Origin of the sequence: Pseudanabaena sp. FACHB-1998 (assembly GCF_014696355.1) — a bacterium.
Lineage (GTDB): Bacteria > Cyanobacteriota > Cyanobacteriia > Pseudanabaenales > Pseudanabaenaceae > Pseudanabaena.
This window is the reverse complement of sequence record NZ_JACJQA010000003.1, coordinates 35,170-58,273: the sequence shown is the minus strand read 5'-3', so window position 1 is coordinate 58,273 and position 23,104 is coordinate 35,170. Positions and strand designations below refer to the sequence as shown.

Annotated in this window: 17 protein-coding genes; 4 read left to right on the top strand and 13 right to left on the bottom strand. The window is 43.5% G+C overall.

Annotated features, from left to right (window positions below; translation table 11 throughout):
- Nucleotides 1–174 precede the first annotated feature (174 nt).
- Both H6F42_RS00650 and H6F42_RS00645 read left to right on the top strand, forming a co-directional pair.
- Nucleotides 175–915 carry a TVP38/TMEM64 family protein gene (locus H6F42_RS00650; RefSeq protein WP_190397417.1) on the top strand — a complete coding sequence of 247 codons (741 nt, stop codon included), beginning with the start codon at nucleotides 175–177 and terminating at the stop codon, nucleotides 913–915.
- 60 nt (nucleotides 916–975) lie between these two features.
- Nucleotides 976–2,562, top strand: a complete 1,587-nt coding sequence (locus H6F42_RS00645; RefSeq protein ID WP_190397416.1) for a mercuric reductase — start codon at nucleotides 976–978, stop codon at nucleotides 2,560–2,562.
- A gap of 35 nt (nucleotides 2,563–2,597) precedes the next feature.
- Here H6F42_RS00645 and H6F42_RS00640 read toward each other — a convergent pair whose 3' ends face one another.
- Both H6F42_RS00640 and H6F42_RS00635 read right to left on the bottom strand, forming a co-directional pair.
- Nucleotides 2,598–3,353, bottom strand: coding sequence for a GvpL/GvpF family gas vesicle protein (locus H6F42_RS00640; RefSeq protein WP_190397415.1), 756 nt, complete (start codon nucleotides 3,351–3,353; stop codon nucleotides 2,598–2,600).
- 93 nt (nucleotides 3,354–3,446) lie between these two features.
- Nucleotides 3,447–4,448, bottom strand: coding sequence for a metallophosphoesterase (locus H6F42_RS00635; RefSeq protein ID WP_190397414.1), 1,002 nt, complete (start codon nucleotides 4,446–4,448; stop codon nucleotides 3,447–3,449).
- A 115-nt stretch (nucleotides 4,449–4,563) separates the two neighbouring features.
- Here H6F42_RS00635 and H6F42_RS00630 point away from each other — a divergent pair, with 115 nt between their 5' ends.
- A complete protein-coding gene (locus tag H6F42_RS00630; RefSeq protein WP_190397413.1) occupies nucleotides 4,564–5,508 on the top strand; it encodes an Rpn family recombination-promoting nuclease/putative transposase in 945 nt (314 codons plus the stop codon).
- A gap of 38 nt (nucleotides 5,509–5,546) precedes the next feature.
- On the opposite strand, the gene H6F42_RS00625 is transcribed toward H6F42_RS00630, so the two are convergent.
- Complete coding sequence (locus tag H6F42_RS00625) at nucleotides 5,547–9,056, bottom strand: P-loop NTPase fold protein (RefSeq protein WP_190397412.1); 3,510 nt, start codon at nucleotides 9,054–9,056, stop codon at nucleotides 5,547–5,549.
- 282 nt (nucleotides 9,057–9,338) lie between these two features.
- Between H6F42_RS00625 and rlmN the strand changes: the two genes are divergently transcribed.
- Complete coding sequence (gene rlmN / locus H6F42_RS00620) at nucleotides 9,339–10,397, top strand: 23S rRNA (adenine(2503)-C(2))-methyltransferase RlmN (protein ID WP_190397411.1); 1,059 nt, start codon at nucleotides 9,339–9,341, stop codon at nucleotides 10,395–10,397.
- Nucleotides 10,398–10,469: 72 nt separating this feature from the next.
- Here rlmN and H6F42_RS00615 read toward each other — a convergent pair whose 3' ends face one another.
- From H6F42_RS00615 to H6F42_RS00570, 10 genes are all read right to left on the bottom strand, one after another.
- On the bottom strand, nucleotides 10,470–13,250 hold the full coding sequence (locus tag H6F42_RS00615) for a GAF domain-containing protein (RefSeq protein ID WP_190397410.1): 2,781 nt from the start codon (nucleotides 13,248–13,250) through the stop codon (nucleotides 10,470–10,472).
- A gap of 243 nt (nucleotides 13,251–13,493) precedes the next feature.
- A complete protein-coding gene (locus H6F42_RS00610; RefSeq protein WP_190397409.1) occupies nucleotides 13,494–13,808 on the bottom strand; it encodes a DUF3067 family protein in 315 nt (104 codons plus the stop codon).
- Between the two features lie 76 nt (nucleotides 13,809–13,884).
- Entirely contained in the window at nucleotides 13,885–15,966 is a 2,082-nt protein-coding gene (locus tag H6F42_RS00605) for a ribonuclease R family protein (RefSeq protein ID WP_190397408.1), read from the bottom strand.
- Between the two features lie 190 nt (nucleotides 15,967–16,156).
- Nucleotides 16,157–16,336: a hypothetical protein gene (locus H6F42_RS00600; protein ID WP_190397407.1), complete on the bottom strand. Its 180-nt coding sequence runs from the start codon at nucleotides 16,334–16,336 to the stop codon at nucleotides 16,157–16,159.
- A 559-nt stretch (nucleotides 16,337–16,895) separates the two neighbouring features.
- Nucleotides 16,896–17,786 carry a hypothetical protein gene (locus tag H6F42_RS00595; protein WP_190397406.1) on the bottom strand — a complete coding sequence of 297 codons (891 nt, stop codon included), beginning with the start codon at nucleotides 17,784–17,786 and terminating at the stop codon, nucleotides 16,896–16,898.
- A gap of 101 nt (nucleotides 17,787–17,887) precedes the next feature.
- Entirely contained in the window at nucleotides 17,888–19,939 is a 2,052-nt protein-coding gene (locus tag H6F42_RS00590; protein ID WP_190397405.1) for a ribulose bisphosphate carboxylase small subunit, read from the bottom strand.
- A 228-nt stretch (nucleotides 19,940–20,167) separates the two neighbouring features.
- Nucleotides 20,168–20,476: a EutN/CcmL family microcompartment protein gene (locus H6F42_RS00585; protein WP_190397404.1), complete on the bottom strand. Its 309-nt coding sequence runs from the start codon at nucleotides 20,474–20,476 to the stop codon at nucleotides 20,168–20,170.
- 162 nt (nucleotides 20,477–20,638) lie between these two features.
- Nucleotides 20,639–20,980: a BMC domain-containing protein gene (locus tag H6F42_RS00580; protein ID WP_126384540.1), complete on the bottom strand. Its 342-nt coding sequence runs from the start codon at nucleotides 20,978–20,980 to the stop codon at nucleotides 20,639–20,641.
- A 183-nt stretch (nucleotides 20,981–21,163) separates the two neighbouring features.
- On the bottom strand, nucleotides 21,164–21,472 hold the full coding sequence (locus tag H6F42_RS00575) for a carbon dioxide-concentrating mechanism protein CcmK (RefSeq protein WP_009625737.1): 309 nt from the start codon (nucleotides 21,470–21,472) through the stop codon (nucleotides 21,164–21,166).
- Between the two features lie 462 nt (nucleotides 21,473–21,934).
- The gene (locus H6F42_RS00570; RefSeq protein ID WP_190397403.1) at nucleotides 21,935–22,681 is read right to left on the bottom strand and encodes a BMC domain-containing protein; all 747 of its coding nucleotides are present in this window, start codon (nucleotides 22,679–22,681) and stop codon (nucleotides 21,935–21,937) included.
- Nucleotides 22,682–23,104: the final 423 nt, after the last annotated feature.

Here is a 23,104-nt window from a genome sequence, read left to right as displayed (position 1 = left end):
CCCAAAAACTGTGGCGCACGCTGCGCGTGCGTCACAGTTTTTGGTTTTGTTTTTTTAATTTTGCCCAGATACTTACTACTTCATATATTTTAACGTTAGGACAAAGAAATAAAGGCTCAGATTCTAAAAAGCTAAGATTGTAATGTTCTGCCCTAACCAAATGGAGCGATTAGTATGATGCGATCGCGGCTGAATCAGCCCAAATTTTGGCTAAAAGCAATATTTTTATTAATCGCTATTGTCCTTTTGGAAGCCGTTTTTCAGCAGCTTAATATCAATATCAGTCTGAGGAGCATCACCCAAAATACCTTGCTCTGGATTAAGACACTCGGTGCAGTGGGGGCGATCGCTTTTATCCTCATTTACAACTTAGCGACAGTTTTATTTATCCCCGGCTCGATCCTGACTTTAGGAGGAGGCGCTTTATATGGCGTGCTTTGGGGTTCCATCTATGTATTTATTGCGGCAACCTTGGGCGCAACCTTTGCCTTTCTCATTGGTCGCTATTTTGCGCGAGGTTGGTTTAGCGAAAAGATCAAAAATAGCCTCACCTTTCGGGCGATCGATGCGGCTGTAGCGATCGATGGTTTTAAGATTGTATTTCTAACTCGACTATCACCAATTTTTCCATTTAATATGCTTAATTATGCCTTTGGAGTGACTCGCGTTGCCCTCAGGGACTACATTCTTGGCTCGATAGGGATGATTCCCGCAACGATTATGTATGTTTATCTAGGAGCTTTAGTTGGGGATGTGGCGATTTTAGGTGCGCCACAGACGGATTATGTTAATAATCCCCAAGCTCTCATGGCTCAATGGAGTATTAAAATTACTGGTTTAATCGCCACGATCGCTGTCACTATCCAAGTTACTCGGATTGCTAACCGAATTCTGACGAAAACGCTAGATCCTTAATCAATCCCAATGCCTCTCTCATTCTAAAATTAAAAGTAAATCAATCCCTAACCATCCATCATGACTAATTCTTCAGAATATTCGTCTAGCTATGAAGATTTCATTCAGCCTGTGGATGATTACAATCGGGCTTTGATTGCGAATGTGCATCCCCTTGACTGGATAAATCCGCAGCCAGCTGATATCTATGACCTAGTCGTGATTGGCGCAGGAACGGCGGGTTTGGTGATCGCCGCAGGAGCCGCAGGGCTAAAAATTGGGTTAAAAGTCGCCTTAATTGAGAGAAATCTCATGGGTGGTGATTGTCTGAATGTGGGATGCGTTCCTTCTAAATGTGTAATTCGCTCCGCACGAGTAGCTGCTGATATTCGCAAGGCAGCGAATTTTGGCATTAATCCGCCCCATGAGGTGGATATTGATTTTGGGGCAGTAATGGAGAGAATGCGAAAAATTCGCGCTAGCATTAGTCACCACGACTCAGCCGCTAGATTTAAAGATTTAGGAGTGGATGTATTTTTAGGTTCGGCTCAATTTGTCAATGAAAAAGAAATTTCTGTCAGCTCTAATAATTCTAATAGTGCTAATAGAACTCTCAAATTAAAATTTAAAAAAGCAGCGATCGCCACAGGCGCAAGGGCGGCAACTCCCAAGATCTCAGGACTTGCAGAAGTCGGTTATTTGAATAACGAAACAGTCTTTTCTCTAGGCGATCGCCCCAAAAGATTAGCGGTAATCGGTGGTGGTGCAATTGGTTGCGAATTAGCACAAGCCTTTCATCGCTTGGGTTGTGAGGTGACTTTATTGCATAAAAATCCCCATTTACTCAATCGCGAAGATGTGGAGGCGGCGGAAATCCTCAAGCACAGATTTGAAGATGAAGGAATTAATTTAGCTTTGAATACGGCAATTATCAAGGTAGAAAAAACTAACAGTGGCAAAGCTATTCACTATCAACAAAATGGAACTAATCATCAAATTGAAGTTGATGAAATCTTAATCGGTGCGGGGCGATCGCCAAATGTCGAAGGCTTAAACCTAGAAGCGGTAGGTATAAACTATGATCTGCGTAAAGGGGTTTTAGTTAATGACTATTTGCAAACTTCCAATCCCCGTATTTTTGCCGCAGGGGATATTTGTATGGATTGGAAGTTTACCCATGCTGCTGATGCCGCCGCCCGCATTGTCATTAAAAATGCATTGTTCTCTCCTTTTGGCTTAGGCAAAAGCAAACTTAGTGATCTGGTCATGCCTTGGGTTACCTATACCGATCCTGAAGTTGCCCATGTGGGTTTATATGCCAAAGATGCTCAGGCTCAAGGTATCGAAACCAACGAAATTAAGATTCCATTTTCCTCTGTTGATCGCGCTATCTATGATGGCGAAACGGAAGGCTTTGTCAAAATTTTGCATCAACGGGGTAGCGATCGCATTCTAGGCGCGACCATTGTGGCAAGTCATGCTGGCGAAATGATTAGCGAAATTACTTTGGCGATCGCCTCTAAGTTGGGACTAAATAAATTATCTAGCGTGATCCATTCCTATCCGACGCAAGCCGATGCGATCAAAAAAGCCGCCGATGCATATCGTAAAACTTTACTAACTCCTAAGACGCAATCATTATTAAAGCTATTAACTAAACTTAGTTAAACAAGATAATGGCGGCGCTTCGCGCCGCCATTATCTTATTGCTCGCGATCTACATTTACAAAATTGTAGGGAGCAGTGAAATCGTTGTAGCGAATTCGGAGACGATTCTCAAATTGCTTGTCAAGCGCTTCAACGGTTGCAGCAAACTCAGGTTCCTTATTCCAATCAATGAGAAATGAACCGTTATAAATCATATTTTCCGTCAGTAGTTCACCTTCTGCATAGTCATAGGACAGAGGCTTTAAAGTTTCTAAAAAAGTCTTAACGATCACCTGCTGACGTTGCTCAATCGCGGCTTCTAAGTCCTGCCCAATGGAAATAGCTTCATCCATGCTTAGCATTTTGCCAACTAGAGCTTCGCGCCGCTTCTGCAAATCTTGATTTTCCAGTACTGCCAGATTTAACTCTTCCGTTTGATTCCAAAAGAGCTTGACACTTACTTCCCTTTTGCCAATTAAGTTATTAATCAATCCCTTAAGTTGGTCTTCGTAAGGAATGAGAAGATCCCGTTGCACCTCTTCCCATTCTTCGACAACTAGACCAAATTGCAAGGGCAATGGTACAGCCTGATAGGGATCGATCGCCTTCATAAGCGATTCTAAAACCGTCTCATGGGCAAGCAGATTGGCTCGACTAGCGAGATATCGTTCCTGTTGAGCTTCACTGTAGACGATCGCAAAAGGTGGAATTGCATGAAACTGAATGGGCTGACTATTCATCCCGTTGAGATCAATATTTTGAATCAGATCTAGATTTTCAGCTTGCAAAATTGCGTACAGATATAAGCTCATGGAGATTAACTGGTGAAGATAAATTTACTATAGGTTGTTTGATGATAAGCATCAAACGCCATAGTTACCAAGATATAAATTTGCCGTGCGAATTTATATCTTGGTAACTATGGCGCGATCAAATACTTTGCCATCGGTAGCGATCGCTTTGGTGATGATCTTATCTTGATAGACATCAAAGGTCATAAAGCTAAACTGCGAACTCACAAAAGCCGTTTGAGGTGATCCCGTAAATTTATACAAAGGTGCGCCGCCGCCGCCATTCACAATATAGGTAGTGCCATTTATGGGTTTAAATCGCTCATAACCATGATCATGTCCGCATAGGTACAAAGTAACTTTATGTTTAGAAAAAATTGGCTCAAGCATTGAGGCTAATTCAGGATCGCTTCCATGCCGACCTGATGAATAGAGTGGATGATGTCCATAGACAATTTTCCAAGGAGCCGTACTTTTGCCTAATTGCTGATCGAGCCACGCAAGTTGAGCCTCCCAAGGCGCATTACGATTTGTATCGATCGCAAAAAATTCCACAGTTCCTTCATTGACATCGCCTTTAGTGAAGGAATAGTAGCGATCGCTCATATTAAAGAGTGGATAATTTATCTGATCCAGACCATTATTCGATTTGATGATGTCGTGATTGCCTAGCACTGCATAAAATTTCACGTTCTCTTTGAGCAAAGGTGCATAGGGTTCCTCAAAATAAGCTTTGGCTAACTTGATCTCACCATAGGAATAAATGTTATCACCAGCCATCAAGACAAAGGCGTAGGGCTTTTGCTGATAAGTTTCCCACATTGACTTGGCAACTGCCATCTGGTCAGGACTACCAAAGCCATTATCTGCGATCGCTGCAAAGCGGAGTAAAGGTTCCTCGGTAGTTTCTAAAGTAATTTCTGTATTTGCATCAGCAAGGTTCTTGGGGTCTTGAGAATCTTTTGAAGACTTAGGAATATTTGGAGGAGATTGCGCTGCGGCTGGGTCGTATGAAGCTGGGGTTTTAGATTGAGCGATCGCTTTAATCAAGAATCCAAGGATGGGTAACCCAATTAAAGCGCTACCTAATGTAACTAAAAGCTGACGACGTTTCATAAGTTTCTTGCACTCAATTCTAGTGAAAATTGCGAGTTTTGCGATCTGTTAGAATCAATTATCAAACATTCTTAAACCATAATTTCCATAAACAAATAACTAAATAAAAAATATTATGTCTAATTCTTCTACCAACCGACCTAGACGTGATCGTTATATCAACCCACTTACAGACTTTGGCTTCAAGCGCCTATTTGGAACAGAGCCAAACAAAAACTTATTGATTGATTTTCTAAATGTAATATTACCACCCCAACATCGAGTCAGAAATCTAACCTACCGTAGCACAGAAAATCTTGGCAATACTCCAAGCGATCGCAAAGCAATTTTTGATCTTTATTGCGAAAGCGAAAAAGGAGAAAAGTTTATTGTAGAAATGCAAAAAGCCAAACATAATTACTTTAAAGATCGCAGCATTTACTACGCATCCTTTCCTATTCAAGAACAAGCAGAAAAAGGGGATTGGAACTACAAGTTAGAGCCAGTTTATACTATTGGCATTTTAGACTTTATTTTTGATGAAGATAAAAATAATGACGATTTCTTACATATCGTTGAATTAAGAGATCAAGTTTGCAAAGTTTTCTACGAAAAACTCAAATTTATTTATCTAGAATTACCAAAATTCAAAAAATCGCTTGATCAACTAAACAACCATTTTGATAAGTGGTTATATTTGCTAAAACATTTGCCTGAATTGGAAGAACCCCCCTTACCACTGCAAGAAAATGTATTTATGCAGTTGTTTGAAGTTGCTCAGATTACAAGTTTTTCTCAAGAGGAGAAAAATGCTTATGAAAATAGCTTAAAGTACTATCGAGACCTGAAAGGTGTCATAGAAACAGCTCGAGAAGAAGGCAGGGAAGAAGGCAGGGAAGAGGGTAAGAGATTAATTTTGCTAAAACAACTTTCTCGAAAAATAGGAACTATACCAGATGAAATTAAATTGCTAGTACTTCAGCTAGCACCAGAACTATTAGATGTATTAAGTGAAGCCTTGTTTGATTTAGATAGTTGGGAAGATCTACATAATTGGTTACGCAATATTAACGAAGGGTAATATGAACTTAAGGCGTAAGAATAGTTGTTGATTTGAGATTAAATCTTTGTCTCGAAATCATCGGGATCGTAGCCGATGTCGCCGACAAAGCAGAAGGAGAGCATGAGGTCAAAAACATCGCGATCGATCTTGAGTTTAGGAGGATGTTCTACATCATCAGGTTCGAGCATTCGTTTGATGTCGTTGGTAAATTTGCGCCATTCTCTTTGGGCATAGCGATCGCTTTGTGTTGCTATGGGCTTGATGAGTTTAAGTAGTTTATCTAGATAAATTTCAAGGGGATCGCAGTCTGCCTCTTCAAAGAGTACGTCAATTTCTTCAAAGAGGTTTCGCATATATTCGGGATATCTGCCTGAGAGGGCGAGAAATGACATAACGATGCGCTTGTCTAGATCTGTGGGTGGATCTTTTGGCAGTATTTTCTGACTGCGAGTTAACCATATAAATTGCAAGATTTTGTAGATATTAAGCAATCGCTTCGCGGTGCGGGGTGTGATGTCTACGTGTTTACAGCAGTTTAGCAACAGTTGAAACTCTTCTTCGTCAAATTCAATAGTTTTGGCGATGGCTTCGATTTTTGCGGCAGTATTGTCAGAAACTATGGGTTGAGAGGGTAATTTTTCATTTCTATCTGATGAAAGCTCTCTTTTTACTCTTGGTTCTGAGTCAGTTTTTGCAATTGATTGAGCGGTGGTTTGTTTATCAGTCACTTCTGTTACTGTTTCAGCATTAGGACGGCGAATTTTTAATTGTGGGCGCAGATATCCTTCAACTGTTGCTTTAGAAATTGGTCTCATTCGATAGGGAATCTGGATAATTTTTTCGAGGTAGTCTAGACCAGAGGGTTTAGCGCCACGCTTGAGTACGCCTTGGTAGACCTGTTCCAAAGCACGAGCAATATAGCGATCGTCGATGCCCAGCACGACAATGAAGAGTTGGGTGTTGAGCAGGAGTTGGACTGATTCTAGGACTTCGACAACGCGATTTGGTGGGCAACGATCTAGGTCATCTATATAGAGAAAGACTCTAATTGGTCCCCTTGGGAAGAATTTTTTTAATTCTTTTTTGTTATGTTCCCAATCGGTAAGGCGATCGGAAATAGATGCTAGATCTTTTCTAACCTGTTCCATCAATCCTAAGCGCTTACCATAGTCGTCAACTTGAAGTCTGTCGCTTACAAAGTCCATTACCGAAGAATATTTAGCGGTTAGTCCTACTCGCTGTCGTTGTTCTTCCACTTGCAGTTTCAATTCAGCAATTTCTTTCTCAAGGTTTTTATCTTTAGCTTTTTCTTGCTGCTTTTGTTTTATCAAGGAGTCACGTTCGCTTTGAATTTTTGCTTGTTCTGTCTGTACAGCCTTGAGGTAATTGCCTAACGCTTTTAAGGCGGGCAAGAGCGTGGTGACAGTCGCTGCGATAACAGTTAGCACCTGAAGACTTGCAGGAATTGCCTCTCTGAGTGATTGAATCCATGCTTGTTGAGTTGTCGAGATGATTGCAGACCTCACATCCTGTTCTAAAATTAAAACAATCAAAAAAGTCATAACAAAAAGAGCGATTAAGCCTTGCCAACTGGTCGCTACTTTCCGTATCAATGAAAACGTCTCTCTAGTCGCTTTACCAGTTTTGGCAAAATCAGCAACTACTTTTTCATATTTTTTGATGTCTTCGTCGGAAAAAAGAATCTGAACGATGGCAATAAAAATCGGTTTCCAGAAAGCATTTACCCGACGCTGAGCAAGTTGTTGATTTACCTCATTCTCGGCAATTTTGAATTGAAGTTGTAGATCTTCTTCTTTTTTTCGCAAGTTTTGCTCCGACTTTTCCAAGCTTTCTTTTTCTTGATCTTTGCTTTCATCTAGAACATTCCACAAATAGTTATTTGAGTCGGAGTCTTTCTGGTCTTTAAAATCCTTGAGGTTTGAATTAATAAAATCTCTGCGTTTATCTTCATTGGTTATGTAAAGAATTTCCCAAAAGCCAACTTCTTCAAGTAAGGCTTCTTCAGAATTTTCTTGTTTTTGGGAGTTTAGAAATTTGCCAATTTTTTGTTCTAAAGCAATCTGACGGTTTAACTCATAGAAAATCTCTTGCATTAGGCTTGCCCAAAGGTCGGATTTGGCATAAGTCCATGCATTAAAAGTGATTTGATAGATATGCCCTACAAAGGGAGATAGAGAAGAAGACGTGATTCGTTTCTTATCATTTGAAGAGTCAATATCGCCCCATGCTTTGGCACTATCGAGTTTTTGATTGCGGATTTTCACTACAGTTTGCTGAATTAGATTCATACCGAACGACTTGCCACTTCCCCATCCGCCCAAAATTCCCACAGCCACAGGCGCTTTTAGGCTGCGGAGCATGAGTACCGTTGCCAGCGCTTCGATTTCATCCTTAACGTTAAGGCAATCCTTCCCGTGAGATGAATCGTTTACAACGCTATCAGGAAACGTTGACTCAACCGTTTTCACACGAGCCGCCAAGTTAGGTAGCGCCTTGCCCTGCAAATCCCACAACCGCAGCGTATTATCCTCACTGCCCGAAACTATCACCTTGCCATCAGGGCTAAAGGCTACTGATATGACCCTATCCTCATGCCCTTGGAAAGGGAACCCAATCTGGTTGCCCTGCAAATTCCACAACCGCAGCGTATTGTCAGAACTACCCGAAATGATCGCCTTGCCATCAGGGCTAAAGGCTACTGAAAAGACACTATCCTTATGCCCTTGGAAAGGTAACCCAATTTGGTTGCCCTGCAAATCCCATAACCGCAGCGTCTTGTCCTCACTGCCCGAAACTATCGCCTTGCCATCAGGGCTAAAGGCTACTGACCAGACTCTATTCTCATGTCCTAAGAAAGAAGCGCCGATTGGAGCGCCCTGCAAATTCCACAACCGCAGTGTCTTGTCCTCACAGCCCGAAATGATCGCCTTGCCATCAGGGCTAAAGGCTACTGAAAAGACACTATCCTCATGCCCTCGGAAAGGAGTGCCGATTGGATTACCCTGCAAATCCCACAACCGCAGCGTCTTGTCCTGACTGCCCGAAACTATCGCCTTGCCATCAGGGCTAAAGGCTACTGACCAGACTCTATCCTCATGCCCTCGGAAAGGAGTGCCGATTGGATTACCCTGCAAATCCCACAACCGCAGCGTCTTGTCAACACTGCCCGAAACGATCGCTTTGCCATCAGGGCTAAAGGCTACTGACCAGACTCTATCCTCATGCCCTTGGAAAGGATCGTCGATCGGAGCGCCAGAAATTGTATCGAATAGTCGCAAAGTGCCATCGCGTAGCCCTGCGATGATCTTGCGCCCATCGGGTGAGAATGCAGTTGAGAATACTATGCTCTCAAGGCGAGCGAATATAGGACTGTCGATTATCGAGTCAGGTTTTTCTGCAACAGGGCTTTCAGCCTTAGAGCCTTCAGATTCGGTAGTTTCTTCAACAGCAATTTCAGCGCCTATGTTAAATATTTCAGAAATTTCCGCGTCTTGTACTGCGTTTTGCTGCATCAATTCCGCTAATGAGGATAGTTCGGGATTCATGATGGTTTTAATTTGGGAATGCTATGCCCTAACCTCACAACGCAGGGAAAATTTATCAATCAAAGCGAATGGGGGATATAACATTTGCGTATAGAAATTTTGGTAATAGTTTATAACTATTACCGCAAATGCTCTACCCCTAACATTTTTAATCTTCAATTTTGATTGAAATAATTCTGTTTGCTGTTGCATCTAGGGAAGCATAGGAAGTAAAGCTGAGCTATCAAAGTGTTGATCTCTCTAAGCTAGAATCAAGATAACTGAAAAACTTGCCAAGCCGCCATGACTGCCAATACTTTGCCAAATCCTGCTACTAAAGTCCTACCACTACTGGGGCGATCGCAAGCGGAGCTTACAGAATGGGTCGAATCCCAAGGACAACCCCGTTATCGTGGTAAACAGCTTTATGAATGGCTTTACGAAAAAGGGGCGCGGAGCTTGGCAGATATTACGGTTTTCCCGAAGGCATGGCGCGAACAGTTTGCGGCAAATCCGACCGTAGATTTTGGGCGATCGCAGATTCATCTACATAAGCAAACTCGCGACGGCACAGAGAAATTTTTGCTGAAGTTAGCCGATGGCGAAATTGTGGAAACTGTGGGCATCCCCACCAGCAAACGCCTAACCGTCTGTGTCTCCTCTCAAGTTGGCTGTCCGATGGCTTGCGACTTTTGCGCCACAGGCAAAGGCGGCTTTCAGCGTAATTTGGCAAAGCATGAAATTATCGACCAAGTCCTAACCGTTCAAGAAGTGATGCAGCAACGGGTTAGCCATATCGTGTTTATGGGCATGGGTGAGCCATTACTCAATTTTGAAAATCTAATGGGGGCGATCGCGGTACTCAACAAAGACATCGGCATCGGTCAGCGCAATATCACCGTTTCCACCGTTGGCATTCCCAATCAAATTCCACGATTCGCAAATGAGCATTTGCAAGTTACCCTTGCGGTCAGCCTCCATGCTCCTAGCCAACAGGTTCGCGCCCAAGTTATCCCTTCCGCCGATCGCTATCCCTTGATAGCTTTAATGGACGACTGCCGTGAATATGTGGAAATCACTGGTCGAAGAATTAGTTTTGAATATACACTTCTGGCGGGAGTAAATGATTCGGCTGAGCAAGCGCAAGAACTAGCCTATTTAATTCGTGGCTTTCAGAGTCATGTTAATTTGATTCCCTATAATCCTGTGACCGATGCCGATTATCAACGTCCTACCGAAAAAGCTATTCAGACCTTTGTGCGAGTGCTAGAGGACGCAAGGATTGCCGTAAGTGTGCGGCGCACTAGGGGCTTAGAGGCAGATGCTGCCTGTGGGCAATTACGAGGACAACACACCAAATAAATAAAGGCGGCGCTTCGCGCCGCCTTTGAGTTCTTAAACAAAAAAGGATGAGCAAAGCTCATCCTTTTTTGTTTAAGAACTCGATAGAGGCAAAATTAGGCGGCTGAGAATCCGATTATCTTCTAACTGATAGAGGGCTAACTCGCCCCCTGCCTCTACCATTAGATTTTGGCAAATAGCGAGATGTAACCCCGGAGGTTGATCTAATAAGGAAGGCGAAAGGGGATCGATCGCTCTACCTTGGTGTAATTCTTGGAGCAAATTCGCATCAACTACCCCGTAATCCGTAATCGATAATTCAAGGAGTTTCTCGTCAATTTGCCGACACCAGAGATCAATCCGTCCGCCCACTTCCGATCGCCCACAGGCAAATAGCAATAATTCATTGAGAATCATCTCCATTTTGGCAATATCACCACCCACGACCACATTGGCTTGATTATGTACCTGTGACCAAATTTGCCTTTGCTTAACCAGCGAATCCACTCGTTCTAAGGCGCGTTTGAGCATCCCTGCTAGCGGTGCGGTTTCGTAATTAGGACGCAAGCGCCACTGCTCCTTGCGGATAATCTGGGGTAATGGCGATAGCGAACCCTGTAATTGTTTGAGAGAACTTTGCAAGGTGACATTATTAATACCGCCAGTGCTACTAGCTCTAGCATCAGCATCTAGTAAACGCTGTACCCCTGTACTAACGGTTCGATAAATATCCTCAAGACGACGGTGCTTATACCAGTTGAGGCGTTCTAATTCTTGGCGATTGTGCTTGAGATGCTCGACTAGGAGTAAATGGCGGCGTGACCATGCCAACTGATTAGCCAGCATATTAAAAGCCTGTAAATGGCGATCGATCCAACGCCTACCGACGCGATCGGCTACCAAAATCATCCCCGTAGGCTGATGGTCGGGCGTGGTTCTGAGAGCCGTGACCATCATATGACCCAGAGCAGGGGCATTGAGCCAAGCCTTCGTGGATTCGGGTAAATCATGGACACTTAGGGGCAGAATCCCCTCGCTTTGAGTCGTCCATTGCACCAGTTGATCCTCTTCGATCGCAATTAAAGTCTCCGTAATCGAAAGTTGGTATTCATCACGACTCGCAAATACCGACGCAATCTGTCCCCCTTGGCGACCGGGCATCCACACCACCAATATGGCAAGGGGCGATTGAGTCACCTGTGCCATTAACTGCGTAGCCGTATGATGCAATTTTTCGAGGGTATTAGCCTGTTGGAGGGCTACTAAACCAAACTGCACGGCTTGATGGGATTTTTGACGCTCATCGGAAAGACGTTGCAATTCATTTTGGTGAACGATTAAGCCGATTTGTTGGGCTACCGCTTGCACCATTTCTTTCTCTGGGCGCGACCATGTGCGGGGTGCTTCGTGAGCTACCGCAAGAATCCCTTCTAGGGATTTGCCCACCGAGGTACTACTAATAATCATGGAACGCACATCTAAATCCATCAAGGAATTACGCCATGATAAAAACTTAAAATCACTATCTAAATTTTCAACCGTTGATGCATCGGGAGACTGCTCTAGCATTTGCATATCCACAGGGGCTAATCCCGCCAGCAGATTGGGAATAGGACGACGATTTTTAGGATGGTATTGGAAATCGATCTTAAACACGTCATTGTCTTGATCGTAGGAGGCAACCCAAAAACGTTCTAGCCCCAGTCTTTGACATAACTGTTCGGCAGCTTTATCTAAGGCAGTTTGCCAGTCACTATCTGAATAAATGGCTCTCGCAATACCTGCGGTCAGAATTTGATCGGAGGCAATGCGATCGAGAGTGACTTCCATTTCCTCGAAGGGAGCCGTAATCGCCGCAAGTTGCGCCGCACCACGCACAAAATTACGCTCATCATCTGTCCAAAGACGTGGCTCATCCCCCTCTACCGATAAAAAGCCTAAAAGCTCTGTTTGAAAGAAGATTGGAGCAATAATTACGGAGGTAGCGCCGAATTGTTCCATGACGCGATTGCTAATTTCGCCTTTAGTCATGGACTTCGCATCCACAACGACCACTAGCTGATCCTTAGACAAAGCTTGATATAGCCCCGGGGCATTTTGAACGGTGACCCCTGCGGTATTATCTACGGCTTGTTTACCCTTGGGCCCAGCTTGACGATTGGCGATGCGCCGCCAAAAGTATTGATGTTCGCGTTCAAACCAATAAATATTGGTGTGGTCGGGCATCACAAATCCATGGGTTTCCTGCACGATTTCTTCAAGGCGATCGTTGAGCGTCGGTATATTGCGAATTTTTGAGAGGATTTGCAATAGTGGCTCATCAGGACGTTTGGTATTGTGATAATGCCATTCGGCATCTAGCCGACTGAGGGTAGAGCCGAGGGTTCCCAGTACGACCGAAAGTCTGGCTCTTTCTTCGTTACGGGGAGTAACATTCCAGAGATTTGAGCCGAGTAAAGCTACGCCAAAACTGCGATCGCGATGGTAGATCGGCCAGAGCAAAGTGCCTTGGATATCAAATTTCTGAGCTAATTTTTGCCATTCGCCACTTCTTTTTTCTTGGCGGAGATCAGCGATCGGGACGGGCTTACGCTGCAAAATTACCTGATCGAGGAGATCACCAGCATTCAGGGCAAAACGTTCCTTTAAAAATTTAATCTCACCCGCAGGAGTCGTGCCACCTTTACCTGTAAGGCGATGATTCTCTTCATCATAAAGCCCGATCCAGATAAGTTTGTACTCAAAATTATCTCGAAGATAGTCGAGAGTAGCGGTTAATAAATTGTCGATACTATCTTCATCACGCAAGAACTGCATGATCCGCCCAAGGTTAACAAATTGGCGATCCCATGGGTTAGCTCCTGCTTGACTCATATTTTTGCCCTGACGATTTTGACTTAAGTATGGCTAGCGGCGTAGTGGATTCTTGATTAAACTAAAAGTTTATTAGAAAAGTTTATTGAAAAAGTTTATGAAATAAGGCAACAAACAATATTTCATCATAAGCGTACAATCTTTAGCTTAGAAAGTCAGCAACAGGTCATACTTTTATCGAAGTTTTATCTACATGTGTGACATGTATGATATGTCTACTCAATGATGATCTTAAATTTGTAATTATTTCTCAATCAACCATTCGAGCGATCGCTCACCAATTTGGAGAGGTATACTGACGGCTTTACCAAGTCGGGGGCGTTCTTTGGTGGTTTCGATAAACTTTTGCACCTGTTCGACTACGCCCCAATCACTAAGATAGCTAGCGATCGCATCGAGATGCTCTAAAAATTCTGCCTCGCTCATGGAAAACGACTGCTGTTCTTGATAGCGCCACATGACTTGCAAAAAGATTTTGCCCTGAGTTTTCCGTAGTTGGACATCATAGGAATAATCCCATTTATTAGCGATCGCCTGACGCAGTTCCGAGCCTGTCATAGTTCCTACATTTTTATTCTAAATCTTTAAAAAAATCTTCAGGAAGGTGCGGCGCTTCGCGCCGCACCTTCCTGATCTAGAGGGTTGCATATTCTGATTCGAGGCGATCGCTATTTCTTTCCATTTCTAGTTCTAGGGGAGAAGTCGATTGCTGAACTTCTTGGAAATAAATAATGTCCTTGCGGGGATCAACATCAGAGGTTTTGATCCGCAGATTATCACCTACTTGAATTTGGCGAGTAATTCGCATGGGCAGCTTCAAACCTAAGTCCTCGATCAGCACTAGGGCAAGCTTTTCATTTTCGCGCAGCCAATCAAGCATCAGCGCTTCCCACACCACATCCTTATTGCGGCGCAAATATTCCAAGCTCCAATAGCGCACCGACTGCCGCTCGACCTGATTTGCATCCCAGATCGCAGGATCGATCGCTTGCAATATTCCCGTCAGCATTTCGGCGGTGAAGGGTAATGGCTCCTCCCGCAAAAAAGCTTTAATTTGCCAATGGGCTAGCAGATCGCTATAGCGCCGAATCGGTGAAGTCACCTGTGCATAAGCATCTAGCCCCAACCCTGAATGGCGGGAAGCATACAGCCCTAACGAACCTTTAGTCATACAGCGACAGATCGCAAATTCTCGCACGGGACCCGATGGCAATTGCATCAAGGTATCGAGGGGGGGTAACTCAGGTTGCTCTTGGTAGCGATAGGGGATGGGGATACTATGGGTTTGGGCAAATTTGGCGGCAACTTCGCCTGCGAGGATCATCATCTCGGCAACCAGCTGGCGAGAGAAGGTATCCTCCATTAGATCTAGAGTAAGGCGATCGCCATTTTTAGAGTCAACTTTAATGCTGGTATCTGGCAAATGAATTTCGATCGCGCCTTGAGCAACGCGCCATTTTTTGCGTAGACGCGCATAGATGGCAAGGCGTTCGAGATCGTCTTCTACCCCTAGTTGCAGCATTTCTTCAACATCTTCATAGGTGAGTCGATAATTGGGCTTTACCAAGCTAGGCACAATTTCATAATAGGTAACTGCCCCGCCTTCATCGAGATCCACCGCAAAGGATAGCGCATAACAGACCTTGCTTTGAATTAAGCTCATTGGACCTGCCGCTAGCTCAATGGGAAACATTGGGATCACCCCTGTAGGCAGATACACACTCGTACCCCGCTTACGCGCATCCTTATCTAAGGGGCTTTCAGGATCAAGCCATCTGGTCGGATCAGCAATATGAATCCAAATTCTCTTGCTGCCATCAGCAAGAGTCTCAATGCTCAGCCCATCATCAATTTCGGTAGTGCTAATGTCATCGATTGTGTACACATGCAAATGTGTGAGATCCCGACGTATTTGCTCCATCTGATCGGGAATAGGATTGTTTAGACAATCTTGGGCGGCGGCCATCACTTCATTGGCAAAACGAATGGGGACTTGGCTGCGGAGCAAATTAAGATTTTCATGTTCGTCCCAAATCCCTAAATCAACGAGCATTTGAAAAGCAGCTTGTTCATTTTTAGAACGTTTCGCAAAGTTTAATAGCTCTTGGGCAGCAGCTTTATCGGTGGTTTCATCGCCATGAAGGGCATAGCGTTCCAAACAATCTAAGCGACTGCGATCGCTACTTGTCCATGCTACTTCACCGCCCGATAGCTTAGCCGTGAGCTTAGCCTGAAATTCTTCGATTAACTTAGCGCGTTGGGCGGCGGCTTCAGCTTGATGTTTTAGCTCGGCTACCTGTGAGTTGGAACGAGGTTCGTAGAGATCGCCCTTTTGCTTAAAGTAAATTTTGTCATTACTAAGCAAGCAGTAGGAAGCGTAAGCGGTAACTGCCGAATTTTCCGAAAATAAGAGCAGGGCAAGATCGTGGGGATTGGTAGATTGATTGTCTTCAATCAAAATTTCCCAAGCAACTTCAAGGCTCGAAGGATCGAGGAAGTTCTCAACTTTTTGTAAAAATGTCAAAATTTGACTATGGGTAAAGCTAGAATTTTCCCCACTAGATTTAATAATGAAATTAATTTCACGGGGGTGGATGGTGTGGCTATTCCCATTTTCATCGATCGCTTGAAAGTGTTTTTTCCCTTCAGGACGATCAATTACGACAAGGCGGCGATCGCCATGCAATTTCACTTCGACTAGCGTACCTTTTTCCAAAATAGCCCCTTGTCACCAAAGCCAAAAATTTTCTTTAGTATTCTACCTTTTTACCCGTAATTTGCAGTCAACTATAACAATGCAAGTGCTGCTTATCCAAAAGATTGAAGGCGGCGCAATGCGCCGCCTTCAATTCTTAAAAGTTTGGGAAAGTGTCGCTTTGCGGCACTTTCCCAAACTTTTAAGCAGATTAAACAACTTCGTACTGCATCGAACTAGCGATCGCGCCAACCGCCGAAGCCGCAATTTCTGGTTGGTAACTACTAAGTACCGCCAATGTTGATTTTGCTGGTTGTTTAGGCGCTGCAAGCATTGCAACTCCTAAAACTAGCAAGGCAATACTAGATTTAAGGCTAAATGTGCTGTTCATCTTCATATTCCTCCAACAATCTTGTCTCAACGACTCCAATGACTCAGGCTTAGATTTTTTTGTTTCCTGTATCTTGGTTAATATCCATCTAAAAATTTGTTTTACCCCAATAGATCTTAAGTTTATATACAAAAAATCTCTTCGGTGTGGTTGATAATACTCGGAAAATTCAAATAAAAATGTAATTTAAATATCCAGTTTGATGTGATCTCTATCACTTTTGGTTGATTTAAGATTACAAACAAGTAGTCAAATATACAAAAGTAAAGATTTTTAGACGAAATGTTCTTTTAACTTTATCGGTTGACTTTAATTGTGCAAAGCACTAATGGGGTGATTTATCGCAAAAAAGGAAAGGCGGCGCATCGCGCCGCCTTTCCTTTTTTGCCAATTTATAGCAAAGAAAGAGTTAGCCAGTACAAACCAAAACCCCAAAAAGCGAATTGCGGCGCTTCGCGCCGCAATTCGCTTTTTGGGGTTTATGTCCTAAGCAAAACTTACATTGCTATACAAAATGACCTAGTCATTTTGTGTGGGGATACTACAGCGCTTTGCATTGTTAGTTTAGAGGGAAAAGTCGTTTAATGTAGCGATTTATTTGGGCTTGAGCATAGGCTTTGGCTTGAGCCGAGTTTGCTGTACTTAAAGCCGTGACATCAGGACTGGTCGGCTCTTCGTTAACTGCTTCCAGAGATTCATTTCCTGTCATATCAGTCGCCCCATCAGCAGATTCCATAGATGGTTCCGAGATCGCTTCCGTCGGGATCTCCATTTGGGTCTCAGTGACAGTACGCTCAACTGAATTAGCAATCACACTTTCCGCAGTTGCCGTGACGCTAGTATGCACATAGGTTTCTGTAGTTGATCGCTCAACAATGTTCTCGGGATTTTCCAAATTACTAGAATTTATTTCATTCATCCCATTTGGGCTAAATCCAAAATTCCCAGTACTTTGATTATTTAAGGGTTTAGCAGGTGAGTAGGTATGGGTAAAGGAATAATTAGTTGGAGAACTATAACTTTTATGAATTTCTGCATTTTTTTCTAATTCCTGCGCGATCGCAGGACTCGCTTTCTTCTCAACTGCACTTTGATCTAAGCCACTAATCAAAGAGCAGGGAGGCACGATCGCCCCCTTTGCAATTACGGCGCGAACAATGGAGCTAGAAGCGCCAATACAAGCCCCTTCACCAATTTTACTGGAGCCATAAACTAGCACCCCCGCCCCTAAATTTGCACCAGCACCTATTTCTAAGAGTCCGCCTTGGGCATGAATCACTACCCCCATCCCAATGCAAACGCCAGCACCAATATTAATATGGCTCCCCTGATCCGCTTGGATTAAAACTCCCGAAGCGATCGCCGCCGTTTCATCAATCACTACATCCCCACACACGTAGGAGCGAAAATCTCCGATTGGTTCTAAAGGTGGTAAGTAGTTTGATTGCATGGCTTTTACACTTTCTAATTCTCAAAATCGTAGTCTGGACAAGCTCCTAGCTTGCAACTACTTAAAGTAGAGAACCTCGCAAAGCGAGGTTCTCTAAACACTTACTTAGCAGGACGTTGGATGATTCCTTCAAATACGCGACGCTTTGCCTTAGGGTCAATACCTAGCAAACGCACATACTCATCACCATGCTCCGCCAAACAAGCTTCTAAAGCACGAATAACTTCGGACTCATTAGCAGACTCAATGGGAGAACAGCTATACCAAGAGCTAGTACGGAAACGACGCTCATCTGCATGTTCAGTGCCAATGCGATAGCCTTGAGCTAAAAGTTGACGCACGCGAGATACGATATCTGCACTAATCTTGCCAATGCTGTTGCCACTATAGGAAGAGCCATTGCTAGGGCTGCTGACTTTTACAGCAGTGCGAGTTGCGGCTACAGGCTGACCATTGGGGCGATGTACGAGTAGCTCCACTACACGGCGCTTCACCTTGGTATCTACACCTACAAGACGCACATATTCATCGCTATATTCGGCAATGTAATTTTCCAAAGAGGCGATCGCGGCGGCTTCATTGGTAGCCGTAATCGCAGGAAGTGTCTGCCAAGAAGTAGTGCGGAAATGACGCTCATCAGCATGTTCCACACTAATGCGATGACCTTGAGACAGCAATTGACGTACAGCACCTGCTACATCGCTAGATGCACCCTTGCCATTGCTATTACTAGCAGCAGGAGGAGCGCTGTAGGCTGGCGCACCATTGGATTGACCAATGCTGACGGCTTTGCTGTCGGCACGTTGAATGATCGTTTCGAGGACTCGACGCTTTGCCTTAGGATCGACTCCGACTAAACGAACATACTCGCCTTCATGCTCAGCAAGAATGCTATTCAAGGCGGAAATGACACTGGCTTCGCTAGTGGCTTCGATCGCAGGACCTGTCATCCAAGCAGCCGAGCGGAAACGCCGAGCATCTGCATATTCGATGCTGATACGATAGCCTTGAGCTAATAGCTGACGCACTTGACCCGAAACATCAGCATTACCATTTGCACTACCGTTAGCAGTTGCTTTAGGAGCGCTATAGCTATTACTAGAGGTAGGTGCGCTATTGCTGATTACCGCCGCCTTGTCAGTGGGACGTTGGATAATAGTTTCAGAAACACGGCGCTTTACCTTGGGATCGACCGCAACTAAGCGGACATAATCGCCTTCATTTTCAACCAGAGCCGCCTGTACAGCATTAATAACTGTTGTTGCTTCAGATGTATTTGGAATTGCATGAGATTGCCAAGATCCGCTGCGGAAGCGACGCATATCTGCGTACTCCACCGCCACATGGTAGCCTTGACCTAAAAGTTGTCGTATTTGCTGCGCTAAATCCCCAGCCATAGATCCATTCCTCTCTGCGTTTATATCGGTAAGATTGTGATTAGTTTGATTAGAATTTTGCTTATTAATTTGCGTATTAAGCTGTTTATTAAAACCTGATGGAGAATTTCTGTTTAGTTGTGGTGATTTCTCTTGTTGCTGGCGAATCGGCGTAATGCAAGCAATATCAGCAGCACAGCGATAACCTTGTCTCAAGGACTCGTTGATACCGACAACATGAGCTGCAAAATTTTGATCCGATTCCCGCACATTCGGTAGCAGATCGGCTTGTTGCTGCGTTGTAATCACTGCACCAGAAGGAACATATTTACCCGCAGGAATTTCTACATCTTGGACAAGAGCATGAAGGGAAATAATGCATCCGTCTCCAACTCGCGCATTAAATACGGTCGAGCGGAACCCAACAAAACAATTGTTCCCAATATACGCTGGCCCATGAATTAGCGCCATGTGGGTGATTGAGGTGCTATTGCCAATCCAGACGGAATATTCTTTACCGTCATCGCCAATTACACGACCTTTCTCAAGCCCGTGAATAACAACACCATCTTGAACGTTTGTGCTATTGCCAATATGAAAAGGATTGCCCTCATCAGCACGTATGGATGTGCCAGGAGCAATCAAAACATTAGCGCCGATATGAACGTCGCCAATTAAATTGGAAAAAGAATGAACGTAGGCGGATGGATCGATTTTGGGTTCTGCCAGTTCCCTAGACCAAGGTGTAGGTGGGGCAGCAAAGCTACGAACTACCATAGTGAATCTGCGCTTTTAAGTTTCACTCATATCTTGATTATGAAAATCAAAGTTATTAAGTAACCGAAAAGCGCTCCTCCAAATAAAAACTTAAGCTACAACGTTGGAGAATTATTAATAACTAGCGCTATCTAATAAGTTGGCATTAATTTGTCATTAATTAAGCAAATTAATGTGCTTATTAATTTGCCGATCTATCAATAATTAACTTTTACTTAATTTAGAGAGCTACAGCATTCTCTCATTGTATTTTTTGCTGTAGAGAGTGCGATCGCTAAGACTGACCGTATCAATGATGGCAATCACAGCCGCATCAATTGGTCGGCTTGCACTATCTCGTACCTGTCTCGCGCCGCTACCACGGGTAAATAATACCCATTCATCTACGCCAGCACCCACTGTATCGGTTGCCACTTCATAGTCTGGAAGTAACTGCCCTTGGAGATCAACAAGTTGCAAAAGCAGAAACTTAGTTCCAGATAGGTTGGACTCTTTGTAGCTACTGACGACCGTACCGCAAACTTTAGCAATTTGCATATTGTAATTAGTACCTGTGCAGAATTAACTGCTGATGAATATGGAGTGGCTAAGGAATTCGAGGAGAGTACGAGATAAAGCCCCTGTAAATTAAGCTATTGATAGAGCTAATAGCAATTGTGTGAGCGAACTCTAGAGCTATTGCGCTAGTCAAGACCGAGCCTATGGACGGTTAATTGGACGGATGGAATTTACGTTGTCACGAAACTGCTCGACTTCTTCGGTGTAGCGAATTGGTAGAACGTATTCGAGGTTTTCGTGAGGACGAGCAATGATGTGGGTAGAAAGAACTTGTCCACCGTTTACGCGCTTTACAGAGTCAGTACCTGCGGCTACGGAAGCTTGCACTTCAGATACATCACCACGAACGATAACGGTTACGCGACCACTGCCGATCTTTTCGTAGCCAACTAAGGTTACGCGAGCTGCCTTCACCATAGCGTCGGCGGCTTCTACAACGGCAGGGAAGCCAAGAGTCTCAATCATTCCAACTGCGATCGCCATAATTCATGTTCTCCTAGAAAAATAAATAACGAAATAATGAAAATTTAGTCTTTTGATACTTTTTTGAAACTGTGGTTTTGGGAAAATTTAAATAGAGCAGAGTTAAAGCTTTGAATAAACAAAGAATAAACAAAACTTTAACGATGTCTAGACTTGACCAAAAGAGGAATCAAAAAAGCTAATTTAAAAAGCAAACTGTTCTACTTCTCGCGTATAGCGAATCGGTAGTACATACTCTAGGTTTTCGTGTGGTCGAGCAATGGTATGAGTCGAAACAACTTCGCCTCCATTAACTCGATTTGCACCTTCAACTCCAGCAGCGATGGATGCTTTCACCTCAGAGATATCACCTCTGATGATGACAGTGACCCGCCCACTACCGATTTTTTCGTAACCTACAAGGGTTACGCGAGCAGCTTTGACCATAGCATCAGCCGCTTCAACAATTGCGGGGAAGCCTCTGGTCTCGATCATTCCAATAGCGATCGGCATAATTTAAGCCAGTGTCCTTACGACTCTCTAAAAAACTGAAGTTCTCGCGGTTTATCTATAAATCATATGTAGATGCACGAGCGCAACTATTGATCTTAGCTACGATCGGTTCGCTTAAAACATCAAATTTCAAATTTTTAAAACAAAATAAAAATGAGATGAGGTTGGGCGCACTTTTGTAGCTGACTTAATGCAGCTAACTTCTCGCAGCTAATTAACAGATATTTTGTGGCTTTCTGTGCAATTGACTATCTATAAATTCATAAAAAATATTATAAATTTTAGTAGATAAGTATTTATTACTACGGAAATATCCATTCTAAATCTGAATAATCAGAGAAACTGAATAATAAGAATATATTCAATTCTATCTTTATATCTACGATAACGAGTGTCGGTACATTTGACAATATAAGCCGTCATCATAAATCTAAATAGTGCCTATAAAGTGGACTTATTTCCCTAGCGATCGCCTATGGAAATAGTTTCTACTTCGGCGATTTCGAGGTTAGGCAGTTGAATTAATTCTCTTTCTTGTTGTTGGAGCGCCGCCATGGGGATATTTACAGGAATCGGAGTCTCAATCCAATAATCGGAAGTTGGCAAGGTCTCCTCAAGATCCTCAAGAGGGCGAGGAATAATCATCAGGGTGTGAAACTCGCCAATTCTTTCTGCTTCATGCATACCTGCTTCGATCGCGATCGCAATATCGGCGACATTACCGCGCACGATCGCCGTGCATAAACCTGCACCAATGGTTTCATATCCCGCCAGATGCACATCTGCGGATTTAAGCATCATATCGGCTGCGCCAACCATGGCAGGAAAGCCGCGAGTTTCTAATAAGCCGATCGCCTGATTGCTCAGGCGACTATAACGCCCATCGGTTAGTTGGCTAAGACGATTACTGATAGGTAAAATTGCTTCTAGATTGGGATATGGTCGCGGAATTACAATGGTCGAAACTAATTGACCAAATTCCCGAGCTGTTTCAGCACCAGCTTCCACAGCCATCCGTACATCTGTAATTTGACCGCGCACAATTGCTGTGCAGAAGCCATTACCGACTTTTTCGTAGCCAACTAATCTTACTGTTGCTGATTTGAGCATCATGTCAGCAGTGCCGACGATTGCAGGAAAGCTAATAGTTGAGACCATCCCCAAAGCGCTTCCTGAGAGATCGATTCTTTGAGATGTACTACTGGACATTAGCTAACACGAGGATAGAAAGACATAAAAAACTATGTAAATTAACTATGTAAATTTCATTTATAGCAGTACTCAAGCAAATTAAGTCATCAGCTTAATAGAGTAGTGATAATCGTTACCGCAACTATATTTGAAAGCTGGTATTCGTCTTACCTTATCTTGATTACAGCCCTGAAAATAGTCATTATTGCTGTTTATCTTAGCCTAAAGTTAGGTCAAGATGCATTCTGACCACTTGTCGCCAGAATGCAGCATAATCTGCATATAGTAGTCACATTTTATTTGTAAGATTAAATAATTTGAAGGAGTGCATTATTATCACCAGTGAAATAGGTAAGGGGCTTAAGCCTCTGGTTATAAGCTTCTATTTCTCATGACTCTTTAGGATTGCTATATATTAAAAAGTCTATCTCGTAAGTAGCT